Genomic DNA, 26,520 nt, shown 5'->3' on the forward strand with positions numbered 1-26,520 from the left:
GGAACGCTCGCGCTATCGCTTGTGGCTTTCGGAGACATCATCCATGAGCGGGCTTTCCCTTGGGAAGCGAGGCGACAAAGTCGCGGATCAAGGCGGTGAGCGCTTCAGGTTGTTCGACGCAAGGAATATGTCCGGCGTCGCGGATGATCTCGAAACGCGCGCCGGGGATCAGGCCGGCCAGCGAGCGGACGAGATCGGGAGGCGTCGAGCCATCCTGGTCGCCGACGATGCAGAGCGTCGGCACGGCGGTGCGGCGCGCCGCGCCGGTGAAGTCGGCATCGCGGACCGCCATGCAGGTTCCGATATAGCCGGGCAGTGCCTGTCTGATCAGCATGTTGCGGCAGCCGGCAAGATCGGCTGCGCGCCCGGCATGGAAATCCGGCGTGAACCACACTTTCATCACGCCATCGGCGATCGCCTCGATGCCGTCGCGCTCGATGGTCGCAATGCGGCTGTTCCAGCTCTCGGCAGTGCCGATCTTGTGGGCCGTATCGCTGAGGACCAGGGCGTGGACGATCTCGGGCCGGCGGGCGTAGAGGCGTTGCGCGACCATGCCGCCAACCGACAGGCCGACTAGGACAACCCCGTTGAAACCGAAATGGTCGATGAGGGCGCTCAGATCGTCGGCATGGTCGTCAATCGAGCGTACGCCGGTGCCATTGTCGGAAAGACCGTGACCACGCTTGTCATAGACGAGCAGAGGCACCTCGCCGGCCAGAAGCGCAACGACCTCGTCCCAGATGCGGAAGTCGGTGCCCAGCGAATTGATGAAGACCAGCGGTGGCGTCCTGCCGTTCGCCTCGACATACCGGTGATGCAGCGTGATGCCGCCAAGGGTGACGAATGGCACGATTTCGATCCTCCATGTCCACATTGCACAAGGCATCTGGTTCGGCAAAATGATATTTTGCACCAACGGCATGACCGCGCCGGCCACCGAGATCGAGACGGTCTCGGAACCATTCGGCCGCGCCTTCATGCGGCAGAGCAATGCGGTGTGATCATTTCAGCCGGCGAGGTCGCCAACGAGATCGCGAGCGGCGGTCGGAGATGAAGCACGGATGCCATTTGGCGGCATCAAGGGCTCCGGCGTCGTCTTGCGGCTGACAAGGAAGATCAAACCGCCAATGACGGCGTGAAGCGAACGCTGGCGGATCGCCTTTGGCCGGGCGCCAGCACGATGCAGCCGGTGCTGACATCCTCGTGGTCCATCCGGTTGAAGACATCGGTGATGTTGCTGACCGGCTCGGCGCAAAAGAACGGCTCGCCGGGCGGGGTGTAGAGGACGAGGAAATCGAGCGGCGCCTCCGCCTCGATATCCAGCAGCCGTCCACGTTCGGGCCAGGAAATCCGGGCGTGGCGCGCCCATCCGGTGAAGACCGTGTCGAAGTCCACTTCCGATACGTCAAAGCCGATGGATGGATCGGCGCCTGCAGGCGGCGGGACATGCCGGATGGGCAGGACCTCCGTATCGGTTTCCCACATGCCTGATACCCCGGCCTGGACATGCGTCCACGGTGTCGCCGGAAAGTAGGGATGGAGGCCGAAGCCGACCGGCATCGGCGTGTCCGACAGGTTGCGCACCGCAATGGTCATGCAAAGCCTGCCGCCTGCCAGAGAGATCTTCTGCTCGGCTTCATAGCTCCATGGCCAGGAATCGGCGGCGTGGCGATAGCGCAGGACGACCATGCTCGCTTCATGGCTCACGACCGTCCACGGGTGACGCCAGCCATGGCCGTGCTCATGATGTGGATCGTCCGGACCCGTCGGGAGTCGAATGGGGCGCCCCGCGAATTCGAAGCGGCCACCCCTGATCCGGTTGGAATAGGGCACAAGCGGAAAGCAAGCCATGGCGCCGGCATCGCGACGGCCGATCGCCGCTGGATCGGCCGGGCGTAGCCAATCCACGGCTGAACCATTTTGCCACCACCGATACGACGCCAGCGCTCCGCCGGCTGCCGAAGCAATTTCGACCGTCGCGATGCCGTCAGTGATCGAGACCAGCTCCGTGCGTTGCGCGGCAACGGCTGCGGATTTCTTTGTCATCGGCACTCCCCAATCCCTTGACTCCAACCGCCATGGCTATAGACATATCATATGAATAGTATGAAGAATAGAAAATCATTCAGCACTGCGCGCACGTCACGGGTTGCCGTGGCGGTTTCCAGCGGTTCCACCGCGCTGCACGCGACGGTGGTCGAGCAGATCGGCTTGCGCATCGTGCAAGGCGATTTCCTGCCCGGCGAAGCCCTGCCGAATGCCGATGATTCCAGCGAGATGCTGGGGGTCAGCCGCACGGTGCTGCGCGAGGCGATCAAGGTGCTGGCCGGCAAGGGGCTGGTGGAATCGCGGCCGAAGACCGGCACACGGGTGCGTCCGCGCGCGGACTGGAATTTCCTCGATCCCGACGTCCTGTCATGGCGCTATGCTGGCGGTGTCAGCGCCGACGATGTCCGGGCACTGTTCGAATTGCGCCGCGCCATCGAGCCGATGTCGGCGGCCCTTGCCGCCCAGCGCGCCACGCCGGTGCAGGTCGCCGAGATCCATGCCGCGCTCACCGAAATGGAAGCCGTCAGCGACGACGGCGACCGCTTCGCCAAGCCTGACCTTCTGTTCCACCAGACCATTCTGCGCATGACCGGCAACGAGCTGATCGGCTCGCTGGCGGCGCTGGTCGAGACCGCATTGGTAATGAGCTTTCGCCTCTCCAACGACAATCCTGAGGGCCAGCGCCACTCCTTGCCGCTGCACCGGGAAGTGGCCGAGAAGATCGCCGTCGGCGACGCCGCGGGCGCGCAAAAGGCGCTGCTGGTGCTCATCGACAATGCCGAGGATGACGTGCGCCGCAGCGTCGAGAACCGCAACAAACGCCGCAACGATCGGGGCCTGCAATCGTGACCGAGACCAAGCGCAAACTGCGGTCCGAAGCCTGGTTCGGCGGTCAAGGCAAGAACGCCTTCATGCATCGCAGCTGGATGAAGAACCAGGGCATCCCGGCAGATGCTTTCGACGGCCGCCCGGTGATCGGCATCTGCAACACCTGGTCGGAACTGACCCCGTGCAATGCCCACCTGCGGGCGCTGGCCGATCACGTCAAGCGTGGTGTCTATGAAGCCGGCGGCCTGCCGCTGGAGTTCCCCGTGATGTCGCTGGGCGAAAGCAACATGCGCCCCACGGCCATGCTGTTCCGCAACCTGGCCAGCATGGATGTCGAGGAATCCATCCGTGGCAATCCGATTGACGGCGTCATCCTGCTGGTCGGCTGCGACAAGACCACGCCGGCGCTGCTGATGGGAGCTGCCTCGTGCAATCTGCCGACCATCGCCGTCTCTGGTGGGCCGATGCTCAACGGCAAGTTCCGCGGACAGGATATCGGCTCGGGGACGCATGTCTGGAAATTCGCCGAGGAGGTCAAGGCCGGCCGCATGCCGATCTCCGACTTCCTCGCGGCCGAGCAGGGCCAGAGCCGGTCGGCGGGCAGCTGCATGACGATGGGTACGGCCTCGACGATGGCCAGCATGGTGGAGGCGCTCGGCATCGGCATGCCGGACAATGCGGCGATACCGGCGGTTGATTCGCGCCGTGGCGTGCTCGCCCAACTGGCCGGACGGCAGATCGTCGACCTCGTCCGCCGGAACGTGACGATTTCGCAGATATTGACCAGGGAGGCCTTCGAAAACGCCATCCGCGTCAACGGCGCGATCGGCGGCTCGACCAATGCGGTGCTGCATCTGATCGCCATCGCCAACCGGGTCGGTGTCGATCTCGGCCTCGATGACTGGGACCGCCTTGGCCGCGACGTTCCGACCATCGTCGACCTGATGCCGTCGGGCCGGTTCCTGATGGAAGATTTCTACTATGCCGGGGGGCTAGCTGCGGTCATGGCGTCGCTTGATGAAGTGGGGCTTCTTCATCGCGACGCCATGACCGTCAGCGCCAAGACCATCGGTGAACTGATCGATGGCGCGCCAAACTACAACCGTGAAGTCATCCGGCCGCTGAGCGAGCCGCTGACCAAGGAAGGAGGCATCTCGATCCTGCGCGGCAATCTGGCGCCCAATGGGGCGGTCATCAAGCCGTCGGCGGCAACGCCCGAGCTGATGCAGCATCGCGGCAAGGCCGTCGTCTTCGAGAACATCGAGCATTACTACGCCCGCATCGACGATCCGGAGCTGGATATCGATGCGTCTTCGGTGATGGTGCTTAAGAATTGCGGGCCGCGCGGTTATCCCGGGATGGCCGAGGTCGGCAACATGCCGCTGCCGGCCAAGCTGCTCAGGGAAGGCGTCTCCGACATGGTGCGCATTTCGGACGCGCGCATGAGCGGCACGGCTTACGGCACGGTGGTGCTGCATGTGGCGCCCGAGGCCGCGGCAGGCGGCACGCTGGCGCTGGTGCGCGACGGCGATCTCATCGAGCTCGATGTTGCCGGCCGCCGGCTGGAGCTGCTGGTCTCGGATGAGGAACTGGCGATCCGCCGCCGCGACTGGAAGCCCCCGGCCCCGCCGCAGGGTGGCTACCAGAGCCTCTATGTCGAGCGCGTGCTGCAGGCCGACAAGGGCTGCGATTTCGACTTTCTCGTCGGTCGGCGCGACGCCGGCATCCCCCGGCATTCCCATTAGAGAGGCGCGTGATGACGGATCAGATCGGCAGCTACGCGACCTACCCCAGCCTCAAGGGCCGCAGCGTGTTCATAACCGGGGGCGGCAGCGGCATCGGCGAGAGCCTGGTGCGCCATTTCTGCGCCCAAGGCAGCCGCGTCGCCTTCGTCGACCTGGCGCAGGAGCCTTCACGGCGTCTGGTCGATGCGATCGCGACCGAAGGACATCCCGCCCCACTGTTCATTCCTTGCGACCTGCGCAATGTCGAAGAGCTGCAGGCCGCCACCGCGCAGGCGGCGCGGCACAACGGCCCGATCCAGGCGCTGTGCAACAATGCCGGTAATGACGACCGCCATCAGACCAAGGATGTGACTGTGGCATATTGGGATGACCGCATGGCGGTCAATCTGCGCCATCAGTTCTTCGCGGCCCAGGCGGTGCGTCCGCAGATGAGCGCGCATGGCGGCGGCTCGATCATCAATTTCGGCTCCATCACCTGGATGGTCGGCGATCCCGATTGTCCGGCCTATGTCACCGCGAAGGCCGCTGTCTATGGTATGACGCGGGCGCTTGCCCGCGAACTCGGCCCCGAGCGCATCCGCGTCAATTGCATGGTGCCTGGCTGGGTCATGACAGAGCGCCAGATGCGGCTGTGGCTGAACCCGGCCGGCGAACGCCAGATCGCGGAGCGGCAGTGCCTGCCCGACCGGCTGCAGCCTTCCGATATCGCGCGCATGGCGCTGTTCCTTGCCGCCGACGACAGCCGCATGTGCACGAGCCAGCAGTTCATCGTCGATGCGGGCTGGGTGTGACCGGTACAGTCTCAAGGGAAGAAGGGTATTTCATGCGTCTGGTTCAGTACACAACGATCGATGGCGGCAGGCGGGTCGGCCGCGTCTCCGATGACGGCAATCGCCTGCATCCACTCGACAACACCAGCACCGTGCTGGAACTCGCCGAAGCGGCGATCGCCGAGGGTGCGTCCATCGCGTCCCTGGTCGAGAAGCGGACGGGCACTGCGACGGTCGATTATGGCGAATTGCTTCGCGATGGCCGCGTGCTCGCTCCCGTCGACCATCCGGAACCGGCGCGGTTCCTGGTCACCGGCACCGGCCTGACCCACACCGGAAGTGCCGCCGCGCGCGACAAGATGCATGTGCTGACCCACGGCGAGGACGCCGAGGAATCGGACTCGCTGAAGATCTTCCGCATGGGTCTGGAGGGCGGCAAGCCCGGTGCCGGCGAGATCGGAATTCAGCCCGAATGGTTCTTCAAGGGTGTCGGCACCTGTGTCGTGCGGCCCGGCGCCGATCTGCCGATGCCCGCATTCGCGAAAGCTGGCGCAGAAGAGGCCGAGATCGTCGGGCTCTACCTCAATGGGCCGGACGGCCGCCCCTACCGCATCGGCTATGCGCTGGGCAATGAATATTCCGACCATGTGACGGAGGCCGAGAACTACCTCTATCTCGCCCACTCGAAACTCCGCTCCTGCTCGATCGGCCCGGAGCTTTTGATCGGCGACCTGCCCGAAGAAGTGCGCGGCCATTCCCGCATTCTGCGCGATGGCACCGTCATCTGGGAACAGGAGTTCCTGTCCGGTGAAGCGCACATGTCGCACTCGATCGCCAATCTCGAACATTTCCATTTCCGCTACCCGATGCACCGCAGGGCGGGCGACCTGCACGCCTATTTCTTCGGTGCGGCGGTGATGAGCTACGCCTCCGGTATCAAGACGGCTTCCGGCGACGAATATGAAATCCAGGCACAGGCATTCGGCAAGCCGCTGCGCAACCGGATGGTGTCGGTGCCGGACGAGGGACTGGTCGCCGTCACCCGGTTGTGACGGCGACAGCCCCGGAAATTACGGTCCACCAGAACGACAATGGGAGATTAAAAATGGGACTGAAGAAAGCGTTTCTGAGACTAGCGACCATCGGGCTCGGCATCGGCCTGATGACATCGGCGGCGCTCGCCGCGAACCTGCGCGTGCTGGCCTGGGACGGCTATGCCGATCCGGACTGGGTGAAGGACTTCACCGCCGCCACCGGCATCGGCGTCGATGTCGTCTTCATCGGCAGCGATGACGAGATCTGGGCCAAGATCAAGGGCAGCGAAGGGCAGGACTTCGATGTCTTCGCCGTCAACACCGCCCAGTTGCAGCGTTACATCAAGGCCGATCTGGTATCGCCGATCGACATCACCAAGCTGGCGAACCAGAAGGACGTGCTGCCGCGCTTCCGCGATCTGTCCCAGGTCAGCGGCGACACCAAGGACGGCAAGGTCTACGGCATCCCGTTCTGCTTCGATTCCATCGGGCTGATCTACGACACCGACAAGGTCAAGCCGGCGCCGACCTCGATGTCGGTCCTGTGGGATCCGGCCTACAAGGGCAAGATCCTCGCCTATGACAATGGCGAGCACAATTTCTCGTTCACCGCGCTGACGCTCGGCTACAAGGATCCGTTCAACCTCAATGAGGAGCAGATGGCGGCGGTCAAGGCCAAGCTGGTCGAACTCAAGCGCAATGTGCTGAGCTTCTACACCACCGCCGACGAGGCCCAGCAGATCTACCAAAACAATGACGTCGCGCTGATCTGGGCCAATTATGGCCAGCAGCAGGTCAAGGCGCTGCAGAAGATCGGCGCCCATGTAGCCTACGTCAACCCAAGCGAAGGCGCGCTTGCCTGGCTCGACAATTGGGTGATCTCCAAGGGCGTCCGCGACAATGCGGCGGCCGAGAAGTGGATCGATTTCATGCTGAGCAAGAAGATCGGCGGCGAGCTTTCCGAGCGCACCGGCTTCGGCAACACCGTGGTCGAGTCGAGCAGTGCCGGCGGCAATGACAAGCTGGTCTGGCTCAACAATGTCGAGGACCCGCTCAAGCGTTCGGACATGTGGAACGAGGTCAAGGCGACGCCCTGATCCCTTCCGCACCTGACCTCGAAGGACCGGCGGTCCGGACGTTCCGGACCGCCGAAGCGTATGCGAGAATAATCCATGAGCCAGAACACCGACCTCTTGACGCTGCGGTCCGTCTCGAAATCCTACGGCACGGTTCCCGTGCTGCACGACATCGACCTGTCGATCCGGGACGGTGAGTTCCTCACCGTTCTTGGACCGTCAGGCTCGGGCAAGACCACGGTCCTGCGGCTGATCGGCGGACTGGAGCCGTTGAGCTCGGGCGAGATCCAGCTGGACGGCCAGGACATCAGCCGCATGCCGATCAACCGGCGGCCGTTCAACACCGTGTTCCAGGACTATGCGCTGTTCCCGCACATGACGGTTTCCGGCAATGTCGGCTATGGGCTTTCGGTGCGCCATCTCAAGCGCAAGGAGATCGCGCGCCGTGTCGGAGAAGCCCTCGAGCTGGTACAACTCGGCCGCTTTGCCGAGCGCTTCCCGGCGCAGCTTTCGGGCGGCCAGCGCCAGCGCGTCGCGCTCGCCCGGGCGCTGATCTGCCAGCCGCGCCTGATCCTGCTCGATGAGCCGCTCGCGGCACTCGATCTCGAATTGCGCCGGCAGATGCAGGAATTCCTGAAATCCATCCAGCGCGAGATCAAGACCACCTTCCTGTTCGTCACTCATGACCAGGAGGAAGCGATCGGCATGGCCGATCGGATCTGCGTCATGCAGGCCGGCCATATCCGTCAGCTCGGCACGCCGCACGAGCTCTACTACAAGCCGAATTGCGAATTCGTGGCGCGCTTCTTCGGTGAGAACAATCTGGTGGCCGGAAAGCTCGGTCCCGTGCAGGGCGGGCAGCGTCCGATCGAGACGGCCCTTGGACGCCTGGTCTGCTCGATCAGCGACCAGCCGCATCTGAAGGCCGCCCCCGACGGCGCCAGCGCCTTCGCGGCGTTCCGTCCCGAAGCCTTGCGTCTTGCGGATGCCAATGATGGCGACAACCGCTTTTCCGGCCGCATCGCCGAGCTGGCCTTTGCCGGCTCGTCGACAGTCGCCACGATCATGGCGGGGGCGGACGATGCAGCGCAACGCCTGCGGTTGCGCATGCCGAGCCGGATCGACGGCAGCGCGCTCAAGTCAGGCGAGACGGTCTCGCTCTGCTTTGCTCCGCATGAAGGCCATCTGGTGCTGGCATGAGCGGAGCCGGCTCGACACACGCGGCGGAACGGCGCTTGTCGCAGCTGGTCACTGTGCTGGCGTTTGCCCTGCCGGTGATCTTCGTCCTCGTGCCGCTGGCGATCTTCCTGGTCTACAGCTTCTTCAGCGTCGACCAGGGCACGATCGTCTACGCGCCGACACTCGGCAACTATGTCAGGTTCTTCACCGACCCTATCTTTCTGCCGGTGTTCTGGAACACCATCGTGCTGTGCGTGTCGGTGGCGGTGATCTGCATCCTGCTCGCCTATCCCGCGGCCTATTTCCTGACGACGCTGAAGGGACGGTGGCGCTATGCCTTGCTGATGCTGTTGCTGGTGCCACTGCTGATGAGCTACGTCATCAAGATCTACGCAATCCGCAGCATCCTCGGCCTCAACGGCTTCCTCAACAAAGCGCTGGTGGCGCTCGGCATCCTGGATCAACCGTCGACGCTTTTCGTGTTCAACATGAACGCCATCCTTTTGACGCTGAGCCTGCTTTTGATCCCGTTCGCCATCCTGCCGATCTTCCTGTCGCTGGAGCGGATACCGCAGACCTTGCTGCGTGCCTCGGACGACCTTGGCGCGAGCGGCCTGCAGACGTTCCTGCGCATCACCTTGCCGCTCAGCCTGCCCGGCGTCGCCTCGGCGGCGAGCTTCGTCTTCGTGCTGGCGATCGGCGATTTCCTGACGCCGCAGATGGTCGGCGGGATCAGCGGCTTCACCTTCGGCCGCATCCTCTACAGCCAGTTCGGCACGGCCTATAACTGGCCGTTCGGCGCGGCGCTGTCGGTGGCGCTTGCGATCGTGGTGATCGCCGCCATTCTCATGGGCGAACGGTTCGGACGCAGCCGGGGGACGTCGGTATGAGTGCGCTACCCCGGCCGTCCACCATCTTCCTGGCCGCGATCACGACGCTGGTCGCGGTGCTGCTCTACAGCCCGCTTTTTGTGCCGATCGTGTCGTCGTTCTTCACCATTTCACATGGCAATGTCGACTGGTCGTCACCCACCCTTTCCACCTATGTGGCGCTGGCGGGGAACCATGACATCCTGGCCGCCCTGCGCACCACGTTGATCGTCGGCGTCTGTACCGTCGTGCTGTCGGTGGTCAGTGGAACGCTGCTGGCGCTCTACTATCACGGCCGCCGCTCAGGACGTTCAATCCTGCAGTTCATCGTCTTCCTGCCATTCCTGATGCCACCGATCATCAGCGGCCTGGCGCTGCTGATCTTCTTCCGCGAGATCGGCCTCGAGCGCTCGCTGCTGACGGTCGTCATCGGCCACACCGTCTTCGTGCTGGCGATCGTCTATCGCACCGTGCTGATGCGGCTGCAGTCGATGAGCCGCACGCTCGTCGAAGCCTCCTACGATCTCGGCGCCAGCGGCTGGCAGACCTTCTGGCGCATCATCCTGCCGAACCTGTCGAGCGCCATGGTCGGCGGCGCCATCCTGACCTTCGCGCTGTCGTTCGACGAAACCATGATCACCATCCTGGTCACCGGCACGCAAAGCACGCTGCCGGTGAGGCTGTGGGCGATGATGCGGCTTGGCTTCTCGCCCGACATCAACGCGCTGGTGGCGCTGATCCTGATGTTTACCGTGCTGCTCTGCGTGCTCGCCGCCCGTTTTCTCATTCCCAGGCAGATGGCGACGGAACGGAACTGAGGTTTAAGCCAACGGGTTGAGATCGAAGACTCGTCCTGGATTGAGAATGTTGTTCGGATCGAGCGCGGCCTTCAGCCGCCGCATCGTGGCGATCTCGGCGTCGCTGCGCACCAGATGCAGCCACTGCTTCTTGTCGAGGCCGATGCCGTGCTCGGCCGACACGCCGCCTCCGGCCGCCGCCACGCCGCGATAGATGATACCGTAGGCCGCCGCCGGATCCACCGTCAGGACCTGATAGTGCAGGTTGCCGTCGCCGAGATGGCCGAAGACATAGATGTCGGCGCCGGGATCGACGGCATGAATGGCGGCATCGGCTTCCTGCAGGAAGGTTGCCATGCGCGCCAGCGGGATGCTGATGTCGACGCCGATCAGGCCTTTCATCGAAAACAGGACGCGGTTGGCATCCTCGCGCACATCCCACAGCGCGCGGAATTCGCGCGGTGACTGCGAGACGACCACATCGTCGACGACGCCGTCCTCGACCGCCTGCATCAGCACCTCGGCGAAGCGCTCGCCGTCGCGTTCGGGCTCGCTGCCCTGGATTTCGGCCAGCACATAGACGGGTGAGCCGGGAGGCAACGGCGCCGGCATGGCCATGCTGGCGACCATGATATCATAGAGCGGCGCGAAGTTGACCTCGTAGGCCGATAACAACGGGCCGAGCTTTTGCCGCAACCGCGCAAGCAAGGCGATCGCCGCATCGAGCGAAGGCAGCGCGCAGAAGGCGTTCACTTCGGAAGCAGGCTTCGGGTGCAGTTTGATCGCGGCGCGGGTGACGACGCCGAGCGTCCCCTCCGCGCCGATGAAGAGCTGGCCGAGGTCGTAGCCGGAATTGTCCTTGGGCAAGCCTTTGAGCGACGTCAGAACGCTGCCGTCGGCAAGCACCGTTTCCAGTCCCAGCACCTGTGCGCGGTACATGCCGTAGCGCAGCACGCGGATGCCGCCGGCATTGGTGGCGATGTTGCCGCCGACCGTGGCCGAGCCGCGCGCGCCGATATCGACGCCGAACATCAGACCGGCGCCATCGGCGGCCTCCTGCACGGCCTGCAACGTTGCGCCGGCTTCAACAACGATGGTGGCGGCTTGACGATCCGGCGCGGCAAGGCCGGTCATGCGCTCCAGCGACAGCACGATCTCGCCCGGCTGGACGCGCGCACCACCGGCCAGCCCGGTGCGGCCGCCCTGGATGACGACCGGCTGGCGAAAAGCGTTGCACGCGGCGAGTGCTGCCGCGACACCATCGGTGTCGCGCGGGCGCAGCACGGCTTCGGCAAGCGCGCCGAGCCTGCCGTCGGGATCGTCGCGGTAGCGCTGGTCGACGTCGGAGCCGGCGAGCACGCCGCCCGCGCCCAACCTGTCGCCAAGCGCGGAGAGAAGCTGTTGCGTTTCAGGCGACATCCGGCTCAGGCGCCTGCGCGACAAGGCATATCGTCAGCATCCAACAACCGGGTGGCCCGATGAATATCCTTATCCAACACGCTCGCCATTCCCAAATTGCAGCCCGCCGATCCTATTCGCGCCCGCATGCCGTGCAAGCGATACCGGCCTGCCTTAGGCGATACCGGCATCAATCGCGAGAGCCGAGATGGATGCCAGAAGGACCCTGCGGTTTACTGAAGCTTGGCCTGCAGCGCGTTGACGTCGTCGGTGGTCATTTCGCCGTCGGTGGTCACCTTGCCGGCGGCAATCTTCCACAGCCGGAACGGGCCGGTGATGTCGCCAAACTTGTCGAAGGCGACCGGACCGATGACGCCTTCATAGCGGATCGGCTTGCCATCCTTGATCAGGCCGAGCGCCTTGGCGAATTCTTCCTTGCCGGCATAGATCGGCGTGCCAGCCGGGTCGACCGCCTTGTACATGGCATCCTTGATCTTGGCCGGGTCCTCGGAGCCAGCAATCGCGATAGCGAGCCCGACAATGGCACCGGCATCGTAGGAGCGGTCAGCCGCGGGGTTTGTCGGTTCGATACCGGAAAACGCCTTGTAGTTCTTGGTGAAATACTCCGTCGAGGCGGTCGGGCTGGTGCCAGAGGACGTGCCATAGGCGTCCTTCAGATAATCGGCGCCGACCGACTCGATGAAATCAGGGCTGTTCATGCCGTCATTGAGCAGGAATTTCTGCACGCCGCCCTGCGAGATCCAGGTGCGGGCAATGGTGGCGCCGTCGACGGGCGTGCTGACCAGGTAAAGCCCATCCGGCTCGCCGGCCATCGCCGCGGTGACTTCCGAGGCATAGCTCGACTGCTTCTCGTTATAGGGCGTGTCGGAGACGATGGTGCCGCCGAGCGCTTTGTAGGCACGCGAGAATTCGGCCACCATGTTGACGCCGAAGTCGTTGTTGACGTGGATGATGGCCAGCTTCTTAAAACCCTTGTCGACGGCGTATTTGGCAGCGGCCACGCCCTGCAGCGCGTCCGAGGTGATGGTGCGGAAGAAGATGCCGTTGGTCTTGCCGTCGCGACCGAGTGTCGTCAGCGTCGGCGAGGATGAGGCCGGCGAGACCTGGACGATCTTGGCCGGCGCGGTCACCGAGGTCAGGATCGGGATCGACACCGAGGAGATGATGCCACCGATGATAACAGGCACTTTCTTGACCTGAACCAGCTGGGTGGCGGCGTCGACCGCGATGTTACCCTGACTCTGGCTGTCGCGCGTGTCGGTAACGAGATCGCAGCCGCGTACCCCGCCGGCTTCGTTGATGTCGCGGAAAGCCATCTCGACCGACTTGGCGCCGGCCTGGCCGTATTCGCCGGCCGGGCCGGTCAGTTCCATGACGAGGCCGACAGTGATCTTGCAGTCGGCGGCCTGTGCGGCACTGGCAATCGTGACGAGAGCAAGAGCGGTGGTGAGCTGGAGTATCGTCTTTCTCATTGTTGTTCCCCTTGAGTTGCACGAACTGATTTGACGTCTGGAAAGTCTCAGTGTTCCGGCACCTGCAGCCAGGTTTCATGCAGATGCCGCCATTGGACGCCGTTGGGCGCCGATGAGCTGGTGGTAAAGACCGCGCTCGACTGGCGGCGGCTGTGCTTGCCCGCGCGCAGCTGCGCCTCGACATAGAGGACGACGATCGTACCGGCTGCCTGCCAGCCGGGCCGGATGTCCTCGATCGAGATGGCGAAGCCGTTGTCGCAGGTGGCGCGGCTGGAGCGCACATGGTCGATCACGGCATCGCGGTCGAGGATCTGGCCGCCTGGTGCGATCATGGTCAGGCCTTCGCCCATGACGGCTTCGAAGCGGCCGAAATCCACTTGGTCAGCGCGTTCGGCAACGAACCAGTCGACGAAAAAGCGATGCAGGTCGACAACTTCGGTGCTGGCCTGCGAAAACAACTTGTCGTTCGTGGTTTTCATATCCGGCCCGCGTTGAGATTGTAGTGCATGATCGAGCCATGGCGGCCGTGCCGGTCGCGCTCCAGCGTGTAGACGTCTCCCTCAAGACCGTTGCCCCGCGCTATGGCGGCGGCAATCCGCGCACGGTCATCGGCGTCGAGTACGACATCCATGATTCTGGCGTTGGCCAGCGCATGCGCCTGGTTGCGGGCACCGACGATGACCGCCGCCACTTGCGGCTGCTCCAGCACCCAGGCGCTGGCGATCGTGGCAATGTCGACGGCGTGGCGGTCGCCGACCGCCTTCAATGCGCGAAGCAGTTGCTGGAACAAGTCCCAGCCGCCGAAATCGTCGATGATCAGCTTGTATTTGACCAGCGAGCGGTTTTCGAGCGGCACGGCGGGTTCGGCGACATCGAGCCATCTGTCGCTGAGGAAGCCCCCGGCCACCGAGCCATAGCAGAGGAAGCTCACGCCGTTTTTCTGTGCAAGTGCGGCGAGGCTGTGCGCCGGGCGCTGATCGAGCACCGAATATTGCAGCTGCTGGCTGACCAGCGGTATGCCGGCTGCCAGGATTTCGGCAAGCCGGGGCGTGTCGAAATTGGTGGTACCGAGATTGCGCAGCTTGCCCTCGAGCCGAAGCTCGTTGAGCCAACCCATCGCCTCGACATAGCGCGGCTGCGCATAATCCCACCAATGGAACTGCACGAGGTCGAGCCGCTCGGTCTTCAGCCTGCGAAGCGACTGGTCGACGATGCCCCTGATGTAGTCACGGCTGATCGTAGCGAGCCGTTCGAGGTCGGGCACCAGTTTGGTGTGCACCTTCATTTTGGCCGCTGCATCAAGGCCGCGCTCATTGGCCAGCCGCAGGCGCGCGGCGCCGATCAGCTCCTCGACGCCGGTGTAGATATCGGCGCAGTCATAGGTCCAGATGCCGGCGTCGAAGGTGGCGATGAGGTCGGTCACGGCTTGGCTACGATCGATGGCGCCATGGCCGCCGGCCAGTTGCCAGCCACCTCGTATGACACGCGAAACGGTATAGCCGGGGCTGAGCTCGAAGGCCTTGGCGGTCATGTCAGGTCATTCTCCTTCGGCAGCGGCACGGCCGTGGTTTCGGCATGGCTGAACCGCCGCTTACCGGTCCTGATGATCCTTAGCCGGCTGGCGCAGTTGGGATCGGGACAGGCGATCTCGGCGTCCGAGGTCATCCAGTCATTCGGGTGGGTCGCGCGCTGCTTCGCCGCCAGCAGCGGCAGCACCGCCGAGATCGAATAGATCGAGAAGCCCCGCCCCGCCGGCATCGACAGCATCTCGCCCTTGAGTTCGAAATAGTCGCCGGCCTTGGCGCCGCAATAGATCGGCTTGCCCTGCGGGATAACCGCCTCGACGCGGAGATCGAAGAGCTCGAAACTGTCGTCAGCCATTTGAGGTCTCCACCAGGCTGAAGGTGATATCGCAGGCGCCGTTGCGCCGGATTATCCCACAGGCGGCGGCGAACTGATCGCGCTCCCCAGAAGATACCTGCGCCACCACGCTTCCGGCCAGCCAGCCGATCGGGAACAGCAGACGCGCGCCCTGCCCGTAGAACAGGCCGATGTCGAAGATGGCATTGGGATTGCCGCCCCACATGCGCGGCGGAACGTAGGACAACACGATGTCGCCCGGCTGCGGCGTCAGCGTCGCGTTCTCGGCCGGCAGCGGTTGGGCATAGGCCCGCCCCTCGAGATCGGCGGCGGGAACCGGGCAGGAAATCTCAGGTCCCGTCCACATGGCGTGAATGGCGGGGACGACACGTGGCGTGGCGAGATAGGCCGTGAGAAAGGCAGCGTTTTCCGGCGCCTTCCCCGGCAACAGCAGCGCCGTGACGGAAAGCTTCGAGCGCGGCTCGCTGATCCTGATGGAGGTCATATCTGGCCTTTCGCGGCGGCGGATTGCAGTTTGCTGCGTAGGAAGGTGAAGGGCCGGCTGATGTCGGCGGCAAGCGCTTCGCGCGCCGCGCGTGCGTCCTGCGTGGCCAGCGCCTCAACGATGCGGCGGTGATACTGGGCGGTGTCGACCTCGCCGGCTTCCGAGAAGGCGTAGATGGCGACGCGGATGCAAGGACCTGATTGCAGCCACAGGCTCTCGATCATCGGGATCAGCACGGCCGAGCCGCAGGAGCGGTAGATCTCGAAGTGAAAGCTCTGGTTGAGCGTCACTTCGCGGTCGACATCCTTCTTGTGTTTCAGCGCCCGCATCTCGTCCCATTCGCCGAGAATGGTTTCGATGGTGGCTATCTGGCGCGGCCCCATGCGAGCGGCGGCCAGCGCGATCGCCTCGCCCTCGATCAGGATGCGGGCCCGCAAAAGATCATCGAGACGTTCCAGCGTGATTGGCGGTACCCGCACTGAACGGTTGGGCAGCGCCTCCAGCGCCTTTTCCGTGATCAGCCGACCAAGCGCCTCACGCACCGGCATGGTCGAGGTGACCAGCGCATCGGCCAGACCGCGGATCGTCAGCACCTGGCTCGGCTCGAACAGACCGCCGATCAAGGCCCGACGCAGCTCGGAATAGACGCGATCCTGCACCGTTTCGCGACCGACAGGCGCAAGTTGGGCCGCGATCGCCTCGTTGTTTTTTTCGATGGCAGCCCTTTGCATGGAATTCCGTTCTCGGCGGGTTTTCGGCTTGCGGATGAAATTAAAGCCGAATAGCGTGATCAAAACAAGTGTGATCACAAATCATAATCAGGAGACGGCGACGACCGTCTTCGCCAGAGGGTTTGATGAGCGAGGCAGCGGAAAGGCAGGGGAAGGAGACCCGTCCGCCGGTTCTGACGGCAAGCCACGTCGTCAGGCGGTTCGGCGGCCTTGTCGCCGTCAATGATGTCTCATTTGATGTCAAAGCGGGCGAAATCCTTGGCCTGATCGGACCCAACGGCGCCGGCAAGACGACGATGTTCGACCTGCTTGCCGGCAGCATCCTGCCCACCAGCGGCGATATCCTTCTCGACGGCACGCGCGTCTCGGGCGAAGCCGCTCACCTGCGCATCGGCCGTGGTCTTGGCCGCACCTTCCAGATCCCCCGCCCGCTGCCCAATCTGACGCTGATCGAAAACATCATGCTGGCGGCACAGGGCCAGGCCGGCGAAAGGCTGCTCGCCAACTTCATCACGCCCTGGCGGGTGGCGGCGCAGGAAAGAGCTGCCCGGACAAAGGCGCTCGAACTGCTGGAACTCGTCACCCTCAGCCATCTCGCGCATGAGCCGGCGCGCGTGCTTTCCGGTGGCCAGCGCAAGCTGCTCGAACTCGCCCGGGTGATGATGGCCGATCCGGCGATCATCCTGCTCGACGAACCCGCGGCCGGCGTCAACGCGACGCTGCTCGAAGTCATCATCGACCGCATCCGCGACATCAACGCGCGCGGCATCACCTTCCTGCTGATCGAGCACAATATCGACATGGTGACGCGCCTCTGCCATCGCGTCCTGGTCATGGCGAGCGGCCAGTTGCTGAGCGAAGGCACCGCGGAAGAAGTCGCCCGAGACCCGCGCGTCATCGAGGCCTATCTCGGAGGTGCCGCATGAGCGAGACCGTCCTCGATGTCCGTGATCTCGAAGCCGGTTATGAACCCGGCGTACCGATCGTGCGCGGCGCCTCGATCACCGTCGGCAGAGGCGAGATCGTCGTCGTGCTCGGCCCCAATGGCGCCGGCAAGTCGAGCTTCATCAAGGCGATCGCCGGCCTTGTCCCGATCACCGGCGGCACGGTGCTGCTGGATGGCAGGGACATCACCGCCGCGCCCGCCCACACCATGGTGCGACTTGGCCTCGCCTTCGTGCCGCAGACCGAGAACATCTTTCCGCTGATGTCGGTGGAGGACAACCTCAGGGTCGCCTGCGGCATTCTCGAGCGGCGCGAAATCCCTGTCCGTATCGAGGAAATGTACGCCGCCTTCCCCGACCTCGTCCGCCAGCGGCGCACCGCCGCCGGCAATCTGTCCGGGGGACAGCGGCAGATGCTTGCCGTGGCGCGGGCGCTGATCATTCATCCCAAGGTGCTGGTGCTGGACGAGCCGTCGGCCGGCCTGTCGCCGAAATTCGTCGCGATGGTATTCGAGATGCTGGCCGGCATCCGCAAATCCGGCGTTACAATTCTTTTGGTCGAGCAAAACGCCAAGGCAGCGCTTGCCATCGGCGACCGCGCCTATGTGCTGGTCGAGGGCAAGGACCGGCACGAAGGCGTCGCCTCCGAATTGTGGAATGATCCTGTCGTGGCCGAGCTCTATCTTGGCCAGCGCCCCTCTCAAGCCGGCAAGGGAGGCGCGGCATGAGCCTGCAATTCATCGTCGACGGATTGCTGACCGGCTCGATGATCGGCCTCGGCGCCATCGGCGTCACGCTCACCTATTCGATCCTGCGCTTCTCGAACTTCGCGCATGGCGACTTTATGGCCTGGGGCAGTTATGCGACGCTGGCCGTGGTCAGCGCCATCGGCGCGACATTCGGCAAGGTGGCGCCGATCGGGCCGCTGTCCTTCGGCTGGCCGCTCCTTGTTGCACTGGTCGTCGGTATGGCGTTCACCGCTTTGCTGGCGCTGCTGCTCGACAAGGTGTTGTTCTCGCGGCTGCGCGCGCAAGGCCAGGCAATCATCGTTGTGATGGCGAGTTTCGGCGCCTCGATGGCGCTGCGCAGCCTGCTCGAATTCACCTTCACCTCACGGCCGACCTATTTCAGCCGGGCGATCCAGATCGCCATGCCGGTCGGCTTCGGCATCCGCATCACGCCCGACCAGATCGCCCTGTTGCTGCTGACCGCCGTGCTCGTGCTCGGCGTGCATCTGTTGATGACGCGTACGCAGACCGGCCGCTCGATGCAGGCCTTGAGCCAGAACGCGGCACTGGCCCGCATCGTCGGCATCGACGTCGCCAAGGTGGTGCGCGTCACCTGGATCATCGGCGGCGCGCTCGCCTGCGTGGCTGGCGTGATGATCGGCATTCTGGTGCAGATCCGCCCGTTCATGGGCTTCGACATGCTGCTGCCCATGTTCGCCGCCGCTATCCTCGGCGGCATCGGCAGCATCCCAGGCGCGGTGCTCGGCGGCCTGATCATCGGGCTCGCCGAAGCCGGCGCGGTGCAACTGATCGGCGCCGAATGGCGCGCCGCCGTTTCCTTCATCATCCTGATGGCGGTGCTGTTCGTGCGGCCGATCGGCCTTTTCGGAGTTCGGGAAAGATGATCGATCTCATCGGCTACGGCGCCTTCTTCCTGACCACGGCGCTGATCTTCTCGCTGGTCACGCTGGGGCTCAACCTGCAATGGGGCCTGACCGGCCTGTTCAATGTCGGCCTCGCCGGTTTTGTCGCCATAGGCGCCTACACCTCGGCACTGCTGACGACACCGGACGATCCCGCGCGCCTCGGCGGCTTCGGCCTGCCCATCCTCGCCGGCTGGGCGGGCGCCATGATCGTCGGCGGCATTGCCGCCGCGCTTACCGGCATGGCGACGCTGCGTCTTAGATCCGACTATCTGGCGATCACCACCTTCGGCGTGGCCGTCGTCGTACAGCTGGTCGCGCTCAACGCGCAGAAGCTGACCGGCGGACCGTTCGGCATTGGCTTCATCCCGCGTCCCTTCGGCGGCCTGGCCGAAACGCCGCTGCTGTTCAACCTGTCGAACCTTGCTGTCGTTTGTGCCGTGACGCTGATTGCCTATCTCGCTTTGGAGCATCTGTCGCGAAGCCCGTGGGGTCGCGTGCTGAAGGCGCTGCGGGAGGATGAGCGGGCGGCGATTTCACTCGGCAAGAGCGCGCGCTTCTACCGCGTCCAGGCGTTTGCCGCCGGTGGCGCCATCATGGCGCTGGCCGGCGCGCTGCAGGCGCACTTCACCGGCTTCATGGCGCCGGACAATTACCTGCCGATCCTCACCTTTCAGGTCTGGGTGATGCTGATCGTGGGGGGCTCGGGCAGCAATCTCGGCGCGGTAATCGGCAGTGTCCTGGTCTGGGGAATATGGGCCGGATCGGGCACGCTGACCAGCGTGTTCTTCCCGCCCGGGCAGCAGGCACGCGCCGCCTCGCTGCAGATCGTCGCCATCGGCGTCATGCTTTGTGTGATCCTGCTGATCCGGCCGAACGGGTTGTTCGGCGACAGGCCGAAGCGGCCGCGCTTTGGCAAGCGTAAGCGGATCGCTACGGACAAAAGCAGTTCCGGTTCATGAGTGCTCCGGTCCGGCAGGGTGCGAATGGCACTTCGCTCTGGCATGCCATCAACCGCGATCGCCGGGAACGGCCGAAGCTGCAAGGCAGGCTCGATGTCGATCTGGCCATCGTCGGCGGTGGATTTTCCGGTTTGTCGACCGCGCTGCACGCCGCTGAAAAAGGCATCTCGGTCGCTGTGCTCGAAGCCGAGATCATCGCCTGGGGCGCGACCGGCAGGAACGCCGGTTTCGTCGTGCCGAACTTCGCCAGGATGGATCCGGACAACATCCTTGCGCATCTCGGCCCCGAGCGCGGTGGTGAACGCCTCATCAATTTCGCCGCCGGCAGTGCCGACCTCGTTTTCGGTCTGATCCGGCGGCACGGCATCGACTGCGACGCCGTGCAGAACGGATGGATCCAGCCGGCGCACTCGCCCGCCGCCCTCGAGAAGGCCAAATCACGTGCGGACCAATGGGCGCGGCGCGGCCGGCCTGCCGTCACCCTCGATCGGCAGGAGGTCGAAGCGCTGACCGGCGTGCGCGGCTATGTCGGTGGTTGGATGGATCGTTCCGGCGGCGTGCTCAATCCGGTCGCCTATGCGCGCGGACTGGCCGATGCGGCGGAGAAGACTGGCGCGAAGATTTTCGAACACACGCCGGTCACCTCGATCGATCGCGGGGCCGATGGCTGGGTGCTTAAAACAGGGTTGGGCTTGGTGCGCGCGGCCAAGGTCTTGATCGCCACCAACGCCTATGGCGGGTCGCTCAGCCCGTTGCTGCGGCGAACCTATATTCCGCTGAAGGTTTTCCAGATCGCGACCGCGCCGCTACCGCTCGAAATCCGCACGCGACTGCTTCCCGGGGGGCAAGGCGTCGGCGATACCAGGCGCAATCTCTTCACCTTTCGCTTCGACGCCGATAACCGGCTGATCAGCGGCGGCATGCATATTCTTGGCACTGGCGCCGATACGCGCGTGCCGCAAACAATCTTGCGGCGGCTTGCCAGCCACCTCGACCTGCCCGATTTGCCGCCGCTTGCCTACAGCTGGTCGGGAATCGCGGCGGTCGAACCGGATTTCCTGCCGCACCTCCTGGATCTCGACCCGGGGCTGATTGCCGGCCGCGCCTGCAATGGACGCGGCATCGCCATGACCACGGCGATGGGCAAGGTGCTGGCCGACTGGGCCGCTGGAACCGACGCGCGTGATTTGCCGCTGCCCTTTGCACCGCCGGCGCCGATCCCGTTCCATGCCCTGCTGCGGCACGCACCCAACATGCTGCTTGGCTGGAGCATGCTGCGCGACCGGATAGACGAGACGCCATAGGCCGACCGAGCCTGCCGTGCGATCAGTCCGTCGTGCAAAGGTTTTCGGAGAGGATAGCGGCTGCCGCGACAATGTCCTGCTCGAGGGAAGCCCGAACGGCTGGACCGTTGCGCTGTTCCAGCGCGACGACGATCCTGTGGTGTGCGTCATTGGACTGCGGGATGTAGCGATCGGCCCGCATCAGGAGCTTGAGATAGGGCCCGACCCGACCCCAGAGATCGCGGATCATGTTCAAGAGGATGGGCGCGCCGGCATGCTCATAGATAGCGAAATGGAAGGCCTCGTTCAGGGAAAGATAGGTCGTGGCGTCCTGCGCCTCGACGGCCCGCTGCATGCCGGCGAGCGCGGCTTGTATGTCGGCCAGCCCGCTTTCGGTCATCCGTGACGTAGCCATCTCGCTCGCCAGCCCTTCGACGGCGATGCGGATGCGCGTCAGTTCCGCGAAAGCGGGCGCGGAGAGCAACGGCACGATGATCGAGCGGTTGTTCTGCATTTCCAGAAGCCGCTCGGCGACCAGCCTTTGCAGCGCCTCGCGGATCGGTGTGGTCGAAATGCCAAAGGTTTCGGCGAGCTTGCGGATGACCAGTGTCTGGCCCGGGCTGAAACCACCCGAAATCAATTCCTGCTTGAGCGCGCCATAGGCGCGGTCATTGAGGGTTTGATGCTCGAGCTTCAGCATGCGCGGACCGCTCGGCTCACCATTTCGACAGCGCGCGGTCGAGCGTCTCGGCCAGTTGCTCGGCATTGTCCCTGGAAAAGGGCAGCGGCGGCCTGATCTTCAGCACATTGCCGCGTGGGCCACAGGACGAAATCAGCACGCCGTCCTCGCGCATGGCTTCGACGACGGAAGAGGTCTTGGCAGCGGCAGTGGCCCCATCCTCGGCCGTCAGCTCGACGCCGAAATAGAGGCCATTGTGCCTGACATCGGCGATCATGCCGTGCCGGCTCTGCAAGGCGCGAAGCAATGCTCCTGTATAGGCGCCCACGTTTCGCGCGTTCTCGATCAGCCCCTCGCCCTCGATCACCTCGAGCACGGCGATGCCGATGGCGGCCGCGACCGGATTGCCGCCGAAGGTGTTGAAGTAGCCGGTGTTCGAACCGAACGAGCTCACCAGCTGCGGCCGCACGATCACCGCACCCATTGGATGCCCGTCGCCGATCGGCTTGCCCAACGTGACGATATCAGGCTCAAGGCCGTAATTGGCGAAGCCCCACATGCCCTGGCCAAGCCGGCCGAAACCGGACTGGACCTCGTCGGCAATGACGATGCCGCCGGCTTTCCTGACGTGATCGGCCGCCTCGCGGATGACAGAACCATCGGGGAAGAAAATGCCATCGCTGGAAAAGGCCGAATCGAGCAGCAGCGCCGCCGGGCGGATGTTTTGCGCGCGCATGTCGTCAATGGCGGCGGCGACATTCCTGGCGAAATCACGCGCGGCGCGGCCGCCGTCCCGGAACGTGTCCGGCGCTGCCACGGCTCGATGATGCGCGGGTACGCCCTTGGCGCCGACCGCCGCCGGCGACAGCTGCGCGGTGGCGATGGTGGCGCCGTGATAGGCGAAGTCGGTGATGATCACGCCGGTGCCGCCGCTCGAATGCTGGGCGATACGGATGGCGAGGTCGTTGGCCTCGCTGCCGGTGCAGGTGAACATAGCGTGGCCGAGATGGGACGGAAGCGTGCCGAGAAGCTTTTCCGCGTAGTCGAGGATGATCTCGCTGAGATAACGCGTGTGCGTGTTGAGCGTGGCTGCCTGCCCCGACAATGCCTCGACGACGCGCGGATGGCAGTGTCCGACCGAGGCGACGTTGTTGTAGGCATCAAGGAATTTTCGGCCCTGCGCATCGTAGAGCCAGACACCGCTGCCACGCACCAGATGAATCGGATTGCGGTAGAAGGCGCGATAGGTCGGTCCGAGCAACCTGGCGCGGCGTTCAAGCAGCGCACGCTCGGCATCGGCAGAAGCACTTGCGGGCGAGGGCTGGGACACGGGCATCTGCTCCGGCTTGGAATGGTCGAGAAAATAGCGGCGGGCTTCAGCGGACGAGAGACCGTCCAGCCGTTCGAGCGAGGCCCAGACTTCGGTGATGAGGCGCAGGACATAATCACGTTTGGCCGGAAACCGCTCGGCCTGCCAGCTGGCTATATTGGCGATGAGTGCGAGGCGGGCACGAATGAGGTGGAAGAGGATGCCAAGCTCTTCAATCTCGAGCGGCTGCACGGACTGATAGCCGGCGACGAAGCGTGCCGCAGGCGCCAGCGGATGACCTTCAGCCGGCCAGCGATAGACGGCACCGATGGCGAGATCGCAGATCAGCGGCGAGTGGATCATGTCGCCGAAATCGAGAATGCCGCTGACCATTTCCGGCCGCGAGGCATCCATCACTACATTGTAGGAGTTCATGTCGTTGTGGACGATCTGCGCGCGCAGCCCGGGGATGACCGGCGCCGCGTGCTGCTCGAAAGCGTCGATGACGCGCTCGACCATGGCGCGGTGGCGGGCATCGGCGATGTACGCCAGCATCGGCCGTGTCTTGGCGACCTTGCGGATGTCCCACAAAAGGTCGCTGCCGGCGGCCGGATGGAAGAAGCCGCGCAGTGCCCGGCCAAGCCTGGCCAGGAAGATGCCGAGATTGCGATCCTGCGCCGCTGACGTGGGCGAGCGCGAAAGCAACTGGCCGGGCAGATAGGTAACCAGCCGGACGACGCGCGGCGCCGATCCGCCGACGCTGACCATAAACTGCGCTTCGCCTTCGAGGCTCTTGCGCACCGAGGGAACGGGCAAGGCCGGGTCGACCGTCATGATATGATCGAGCGCCTTGTTCTGGAAATCGGTGAAGCCGGCCTCTTCCGCCGGATGCGAGACCTTCAGGACGAACTCGCCCTCGCTTTCTGTCTGTATATGGAAATTATGGTCGCGCTCGCCCGGCAGCGGGCGCGCACTGCCGGTGAGCCCGTAGTGCCGGCCCAATATGACAAGCACCTCGGCGATCGAAACGTCAGGCGCATCCTCGGCGAGCGTTTCGCCGAAGGCATCCGACACGGCCGCGTTCATGACCTGACCTCGGCATCAAGGGGTTCGAGACCGCACCAGTCGGCGATGAAGAGCGCGATGGTCTGGGTGACCTTGCGCACGGAGTCGAGATCGACGGCCTCGTCATAGCCATGCGGCATGCGGCAGATGGGGCCGTAGACGATCGCCGGCATGTCGGCATAAAGGCCGAAGAAGCGCGCATCGGTGGTGGCCGAGGTGACATGCTCCGTCAGCGGCTCGCCCCACACGGCGGTATGGCTGCGCCGCAGCACGGCTTCCATCTCGTCGGCGCCTTCCAGCACATAGCCCTCGGCCATGAAGCCGTTATAGGTCATCCTGGGCGGGCGATTGGCGAGGAACGGATCGGCGCGCGCCGCGTCGGCGATGCAGGCCTCGAGTTCGGCCCTCGCATCCTCCAGCTTCTGGCCGGGATAGGTCGCGACACGCATTTCGAAGACGCAGCGCGCCGGAACGCTCGATGTCCACTCGCCGCCCTCGATCTTGCCGAGGTTGAAGCGGATGGGATGCGGATGATCGCAGAAATGCTTGTCATCGACTTTTCTCGCGTTCCAGACGATTTCGAGCTGCTTCAGCGCCTGGATGATGAGGAAGGCCTTTTCGATGGCGTTGGCGCCGGCCGAGAAAGCGCCCGACGCGTGCTGCGGATCGCCGTCGACCTCGACCCTGAACCAGATCGGCCCGACCTGCGCTCGCATCAGCCTTGGCTCCAGCGGCTCAGGAATGAAGGCGGCGTCGGCGCGGTAGCCGCGCTGCAGGCAAGCGAGCGCGCCGTTGCCGGTGCACTCCTCCTCGACCACCGACTGCAGGAACACTTTCGCCGCCGGCTGGTAGCCAAGGCCGCGCAAGGCGGCCAGGGCATAGAGACATGCCGACAGGCCGGCCTTCATGTCGCCGGCGCCACGGCCATGCATCCAGCCATCCTCGATCGCCGGATCGTAGGGGTCGCGCAGCCAGCGGTCGAGCGGTCCCGTCGGCACCACATCGATATGGCCGTTGAGGATCAGCGAGCGACCGGTGGCATTTTTCGGCGTATGGGTGGCAACGACGTTGAAGGCGTCATCGTAGGACACCGCGACGGGTGAGAAGCCAGGCAGGTCGCGAATCGCATCGACATCGACACGCCACATGTCGACCGCATAGCCATTGGCTTCATAGGCAGCCGCCATGAAGGATTGCGCGGCATGTTCCTCACCGCGTTGGGAGGGAAAGCGCACGAGATCGGCCAGGAAAGCGAGCTGGCAGTCGAAGCCATCGTCGACCGCCCGCAAGATGGCCTCATCCGCAATTCGCTCAGGCATGATATTCCGCCTTCCCAGAAATGATGTATCATATCTCATATGCCATTTCCCGGAAAGGCAAGAAGGCAGGCGGCCAAAATCATGGCCCACCGCTGGAGCCTCTTGGCAGGCGGCAGCAGAGTTGGCATCAGCTTGAAGCGCCGGCAAGGCTGCGCGGCGGAAGATCGAGGACAGATGCAGGTCACCGAAGGCACATTGCCGGCTGAAATCACCGACCTCGCGCCCGGCTACCGGCGCGTGCCGGCCGGCAAGATCGTCAATGCGGTGACGTGGATGGAGGCGCGTGCCCCGGTGCAGGGTCTTTCGCATCCGCTTGCGATGACCCGCGTCACCAAGCCCGACCCCGCCATCTATCGCGCAGTCTTCCTCGAGATCGGCGCTCCCTGGCTCTGGGATCGCGCCGCCGAAATGTCGGACGCCGACATCGCGGCGCATTTCGCCGACCCACGCCAGCATCTCTATTACGGCCAGGACGAAAACGGCGGCCATGTCGGCATGGTCGAATTCTCGGTCGCCGACAGCAACGAGATCGAGATCACCTATTTCGGCCTGTTCCCCTCTTTGACCGGCCGCGGCTTCGGCAGACGGCTGATGGCGGGCGCGCTCGATCAGGCATGGCGCCTAGAGCCCAGCCGCATCTGGCTGCACACCAGCAGCTTCGATCATCACAGCGTCATCGGCTTCTACAGGGCTTGCGGGTTTGAACCCTATGCGGTTGGTTTCGAAATCACCGACGATCCGCGGATCAAGGGGACCCTGCCGCGCGATGCGGCTCCGCAAATTCCGCTGATCGAAACGGAATGGCTGCCCGGCGCCAGATGAGATTTCGGCCCGGCCTTCCAGAAGATCAAGTCGCTGAAGCCGATGTCGTCTGGTCGATGGTGGTCGACAACGACGCCGTCACCCAGTTCAAGCAGTATCGTAGCTTCGACAGCCGCTGATCGCGCCGCTCGACGTGGTCTGAAGGACGACGA

General features: G+C 64.3%; 27 protein-coding genes and 2 pseudogenes. 16 read left to right on the plus strand and 13 right to left on the minus strand.

Going from position 1 to position 26,520, the window contains the following annotated elements:
* Positions 1-37: 37 nt before the first annotated feature.
* Positions 38-850, minus strand: a complete 813-nt coding sequence (gene pcaD, locus O7A60_RS12975) for a 3-oxoadipate enol-lactonase (RefSeq protein WP_337106641.1) — start codon at positions 848-850, stop codon at positions 38-40.
* A gap of 55 nt (positions 851-905) precedes the next feature.
* Between pcaD and O7A60_RS32145 the strand changes: the two are divergent.
* A pseudogene (locus O7A60_RS32145) lies at positions 906-1,042 on the plus strand (pca operon transcription factor PcaQ); the annotation flags it as partial.
* A 74-nt stretch (positions 1,043-1,116) separates the two neighbouring features.
* On the opposite strand, the gene O7A60_RS12980 reads toward O7A60_RS32145, so the two are convergent.
* On the minus strand, positions 1,117-2,046 hold the full coding sequence (locus O7A60_RS12980) for an aldose 1-epimerase (protein ID WP_337106642.1): 930 nt from the start codon (positions 2,044-2,046) through the stop codon (positions 1,117-1,119).
* Positions 2,047-2,097: 51 nt separating this feature from the next.
* Here O7A60_RS12980 and O7A60_RS12985 point away from each other — a divergent pair, with 51 nt between their 5' ends.
* The 8 genes from O7A60_RS12985 to O7A60_RS13020 all read left to right on the plus strand — a co-directional run bounded on the left by O7A60_RS12985 (position 2,098) and on the right by O7A60_RS13020 (position 10,368).
* A complete protein-coding gene (locus tag O7A60_RS12985; protein ID WP_337106643.1) occupies positions 2,098-2,898 on the plus strand; it encodes a FadR/GntR family transcriptional regulator in 801 nt (266 codons plus the stop codon).
* Positions 2,895-4,622: an IlvD/Edd family dehydratase gene (locus O7A60_RS12990; RefSeq protein ID WP_337106644.1), complete on the plus strand. Its 1,728-nt coding sequence runs from the start codon at positions 2,895-2,897 to the stop codon at positions 4,620-4,622. The genes O7A60_RS12985 and O7A60_RS12990 overlap by 4 nt, the downstream gene beginning before the upstream one ends.
* 11 nt (positions 4,623-4,633) lie before the next feature.
* Positions 4,634-5,413: an SDR family NAD(P)-dependent oxidoreductase gene (locus O7A60_RS12995; RefSeq protein ID WP_337106645.1), complete on the plus strand. Its 780-nt coding sequence runs from the start codon at positions 4,634-4,636 to the stop codon at positions 5,411-5,413.
* A gap of 32 nt (positions 5,414-5,445) precedes the next feature.
* The gene (gene araD1, locus O7A60_RS13000) at positions 5,446-6,444 is read left to right on the plus strand and encodes an AraD1 family protein (RefSeq protein ID WP_337106646.1); all 999 of its coding nucleotides are present in this window, start codon (positions 5,446-5,448) and stop codon (positions 6,442-6,444) included.
* 53 nt (positions 6,445-6,497) lie between these two features.
* Positions 6,498-7,523 (plus strand): ABC transporter substrate-binding protein, encoded by a 1,026-nt coding sequence (locus O7A60_RS13005; RefSeq protein ID WP_337106647.1) that lies wholly within the window; start codon positions 6,498-6,500, stop codon positions 7,521-7,523.
* A 75-nt stretch (positions 7,524-7,598) separates the two neighbouring features.
* Positions 7,599-8,702, plus strand: coding sequence for an ABC transporter ATP-binding protein (locus tag O7A60_RS13010; RefSeq protein ID WP_337106648.1), 1,104 nt, complete (start codon positions 7,599-7,601; stop codon positions 8,700-8,702).
* 35 nt (positions 8,703-8,737) lie between these two features.
* Positions 8,738-9,571, plus strand: a complete 834-nt coding sequence (locus O7A60_RS13015) for an ABC transporter permease (RefSeq protein ID WP_337106649.1) — start codon at positions 8,738-8,740, stop codon at positions 9,569-9,571.
* The gene (locus tag O7A60_RS13020; RefSeq protein WP_337106651.1) at positions 9,568-10,368 is read left to right on the plus strand and encodes an ABC transporter permease; all 801 of its coding nucleotides are present in this window, start codon (positions 9,568-9,570) and stop codon (positions 10,366-10,368) included. Before O7A60_RS13015 ends, O7A60_RS13020 begins: the two co-directional genes overlap by 4 nt.
* A 3-nt stretch (positions 10,369-10,371) precedes the next feature.
* On the opposite strand, the gene O7A60_RS13025 is transcribed toward O7A60_RS13020, so the two are convergent.
* From O7A60_RS13025 to O7A60_RS13055, 7 genes are all read right to left on the minus strand, one after another.
* Positions 10,372-11,766, minus strand: coding sequence for an FAD-binding oxidoreductase (locus O7A60_RS13025; protein WP_337106652.1), 1,395 nt, complete (start codon positions 11,764-11,766; stop codon positions 10,372-10,374).
* Between the two features lie 212 nt (positions 11,767-11,978).
* A complete protein-coding gene (locus O7A60_RS13030) occupies positions 11,979-13,238 on the minus strand; it encodes an ABC transporter substrate-binding protein (RefSeq protein WP_337106653.1) in 1,260 nt (419 codons plus the stop codon).
* Positions 13,239-13,285: 47 nt separating this feature from the next.
* Positions 13,286-13,717: a hypothetical protein gene (locus O7A60_RS13035; protein ID WP_140505703.1), complete on the minus strand. Its 432-nt coding sequence runs from the start codon at positions 13,715-13,717 to the stop codon at positions 13,286-13,288.
* Positions 13,714-14,769 carry an aldo/keto reductase gene (locus O7A60_RS13040; protein ID WP_337106655.1) on the minus strand — a complete coding sequence of 352 codons (1,056 nt, stop codon included), beginning with the start codon at positions 14,767-14,769 and terminating at the stop codon, positions 13,714-13,716. Before O7A60_RS13040 ends, O7A60_RS13035 begins: the two co-directional genes overlap by 4 nt.
* Complete coding sequence (locus O7A60_RS13045; protein ID WP_337106656.1) at positions 14,766-15,119, minus strand: TIGR04076 family protein; 354 nt, start codon at positions 15,117-15,119, stop codon at positions 14,766-14,768. The genes O7A60_RS13040 and O7A60_RS13045 overlap by 4 nt, the downstream gene beginning before the upstream one ends.
* Positions 15,112-15,603: a DUF3830 family protein gene (locus tag O7A60_RS13050; RefSeq protein ID WP_337106657.1), complete on the minus strand. Its 492-nt coding sequence runs from the start codon at positions 15,601-15,603 to the stop codon at positions 15,112-15,114. The genes O7A60_RS13045 and O7A60_RS13050 overlap by 8 nt, the downstream gene beginning before the upstream one ends.
* Positions 15,600-16,334 carry a GntR family transcriptional regulator gene (locus tag O7A60_RS13055; RefSeq protein ID WP_337106658.1) on the minus strand — a complete coding sequence of 245 codons (735 nt, stop codon included), beginning with the start codon at positions 16,332-16,334 and terminating at the stop codon, positions 15,600-15,602. The genes O7A60_RS13050 and O7A60_RS13055 overlap by 4 nt, the downstream gene beginning before the upstream one ends.
* Before the next feature lie 125 nt (positions 16,335-16,459).
* Between O7A60_RS13055 and O7A60_RS13060 the strand changes: the two genes are divergently transcribed.
* From O7A60_RS13060 to O7A60_RS13080, 5 genes are read left to right on the plus strand one after another with little or no spacing between them, the layout of a single operon-like run.
* Complete coding sequence (locus O7A60_RS13060; protein ID WP_337106659.1) at positions 16,460-17,260, plus strand: ABC transporter ATP-binding protein; 801 nt, start codon at positions 16,460-16,462, stop codon at positions 17,258-17,260.
* Positions 17,257-18,006: an ABC transporter ATP-binding protein gene (locus O7A60_RS13065; RefSeq protein ID WP_337106660.1), complete on the plus strand. Its 750-nt coding sequence runs from the start codon at positions 17,257-17,259 to the stop codon at positions 18,004-18,006. The genes O7A60_RS13060 and O7A60_RS13065 overlap by 4 nt, the downstream gene beginning before the upstream one ends.
* Positions 18,003-18,911, plus strand: a complete 909-nt coding sequence (locus O7A60_RS13070; protein ID WP_337106661.1) for a branched-chain amino acid ABC transporter permease — start codon at positions 18,003-18,005, stop codon at positions 18,909-18,911. The genes O7A60_RS13065 and O7A60_RS13070 overlap by 4 nt, the downstream gene beginning before the upstream one ends.
* Entirely contained in the window at positions 18,908-19,891 is a 984-nt protein-coding gene (locus O7A60_RS13075) for a branched-chain amino acid ABC transporter permease (RefSeq protein WP_337106662.1), read from the plus strand. Before O7A60_RS13070 ends, O7A60_RS13075 begins: the two co-directional genes overlap by 4 nt.
* Entirely contained in the window at positions 19,888-21,195 is a 1,308-nt protein-coding gene (locus tag O7A60_RS13080; protein WP_337106663.1) for an NAD(P)/FAD-dependent oxidoreductase, read from the plus strand. Before O7A60_RS13075 ends, O7A60_RS13080 begins: the two co-directional genes overlap by 4 nt.
* Positions 21,196-21,217: 22 nt before the next feature.
* On the opposite strand, the gene O7A60_RS13085 is transcribed toward O7A60_RS13080, so the two are convergent.
* The 4 genes and pseudogenes from O7A60_RS13085 to O7A60_RS13100 form a co-directional block, all read right to left on the minus strand.
* Positions 21,218-21,874, minus strand: a complete 657-nt coding sequence (locus O7A60_RS13085) for a GntR family transcriptional regulator (RefSeq protein WP_337106664.1) — start codon at positions 21,872-21,874, stop codon at positions 21,218-21,220.
* 16 nt (positions 21,875-21,890) lie between these two features.
* Positions 21,891-23,189 (minus strand): aspartate aminotransferase family protein, encoded by a 1,299-nt coding sequence (locus O7A60_RS13090; RefSeq protein ID WP_337106767.1) that lies wholly within the window; start codon positions 23,187-23,189, stop codon positions 21,891-21,893.
* 240 nt (positions 23,190-23,429) lie between these two features.
* Positions 23,430-24,248: pseudogene (locus O7A60_RS13095) on the minus strand (phosphotransferase); the annotation flags it as partial.
* Positions 24,245-25,546, minus strand: coding sequence for an ArgE/DapE family deacylase (locus O7A60_RS13100; protein ID WP_337106665.1), 1,302 nt, complete (start codon positions 25,544-25,546; stop codon positions 24,245-24,247). The pseudogene O7A60_RS13095 and the gene O7A60_RS13100, both read right to left, overlap by 4 nt.
* Before the next feature lie 174 nt (positions 25,547-25,720).
* Between O7A60_RS13100 and O7A60_RS13105 the strand changes: the two genes are divergently transcribed.
* Entirely contained in the window at positions 25,721-26,368 is a 648-nt protein-coding gene (locus O7A60_RS13105) for a GNAT family N-acetyltransferase (protein WP_337106666.1), read from the plus strand.
* Positions 26,365-26,487: a hypothetical protein gene (locus O7A60_RS13110; RefSeq protein ID WP_337106667.1), complete on the plus strand. Its 123-nt coding sequence runs from the start codon at positions 26,365-26,367 to the stop codon at positions 26,485-26,487. Before O7A60_RS13105 ends, O7A60_RS13110 begins: the two co-directional genes overlap by 4 nt.
* The last annotated feature ends 33 nt before the right edge of the window (positions 26,488-26,520 follow it).

Source organism: Mesorhizobium salmacidum (SeqCode) (genome assembly GCF_037179605.1).
GTDB lineage: Bacteria > Pseudomonadota > Alphaproteobacteria > Rhizobiales > Rhizobiaceae > Mesorhizobium > Mesorhizobium salmacidum.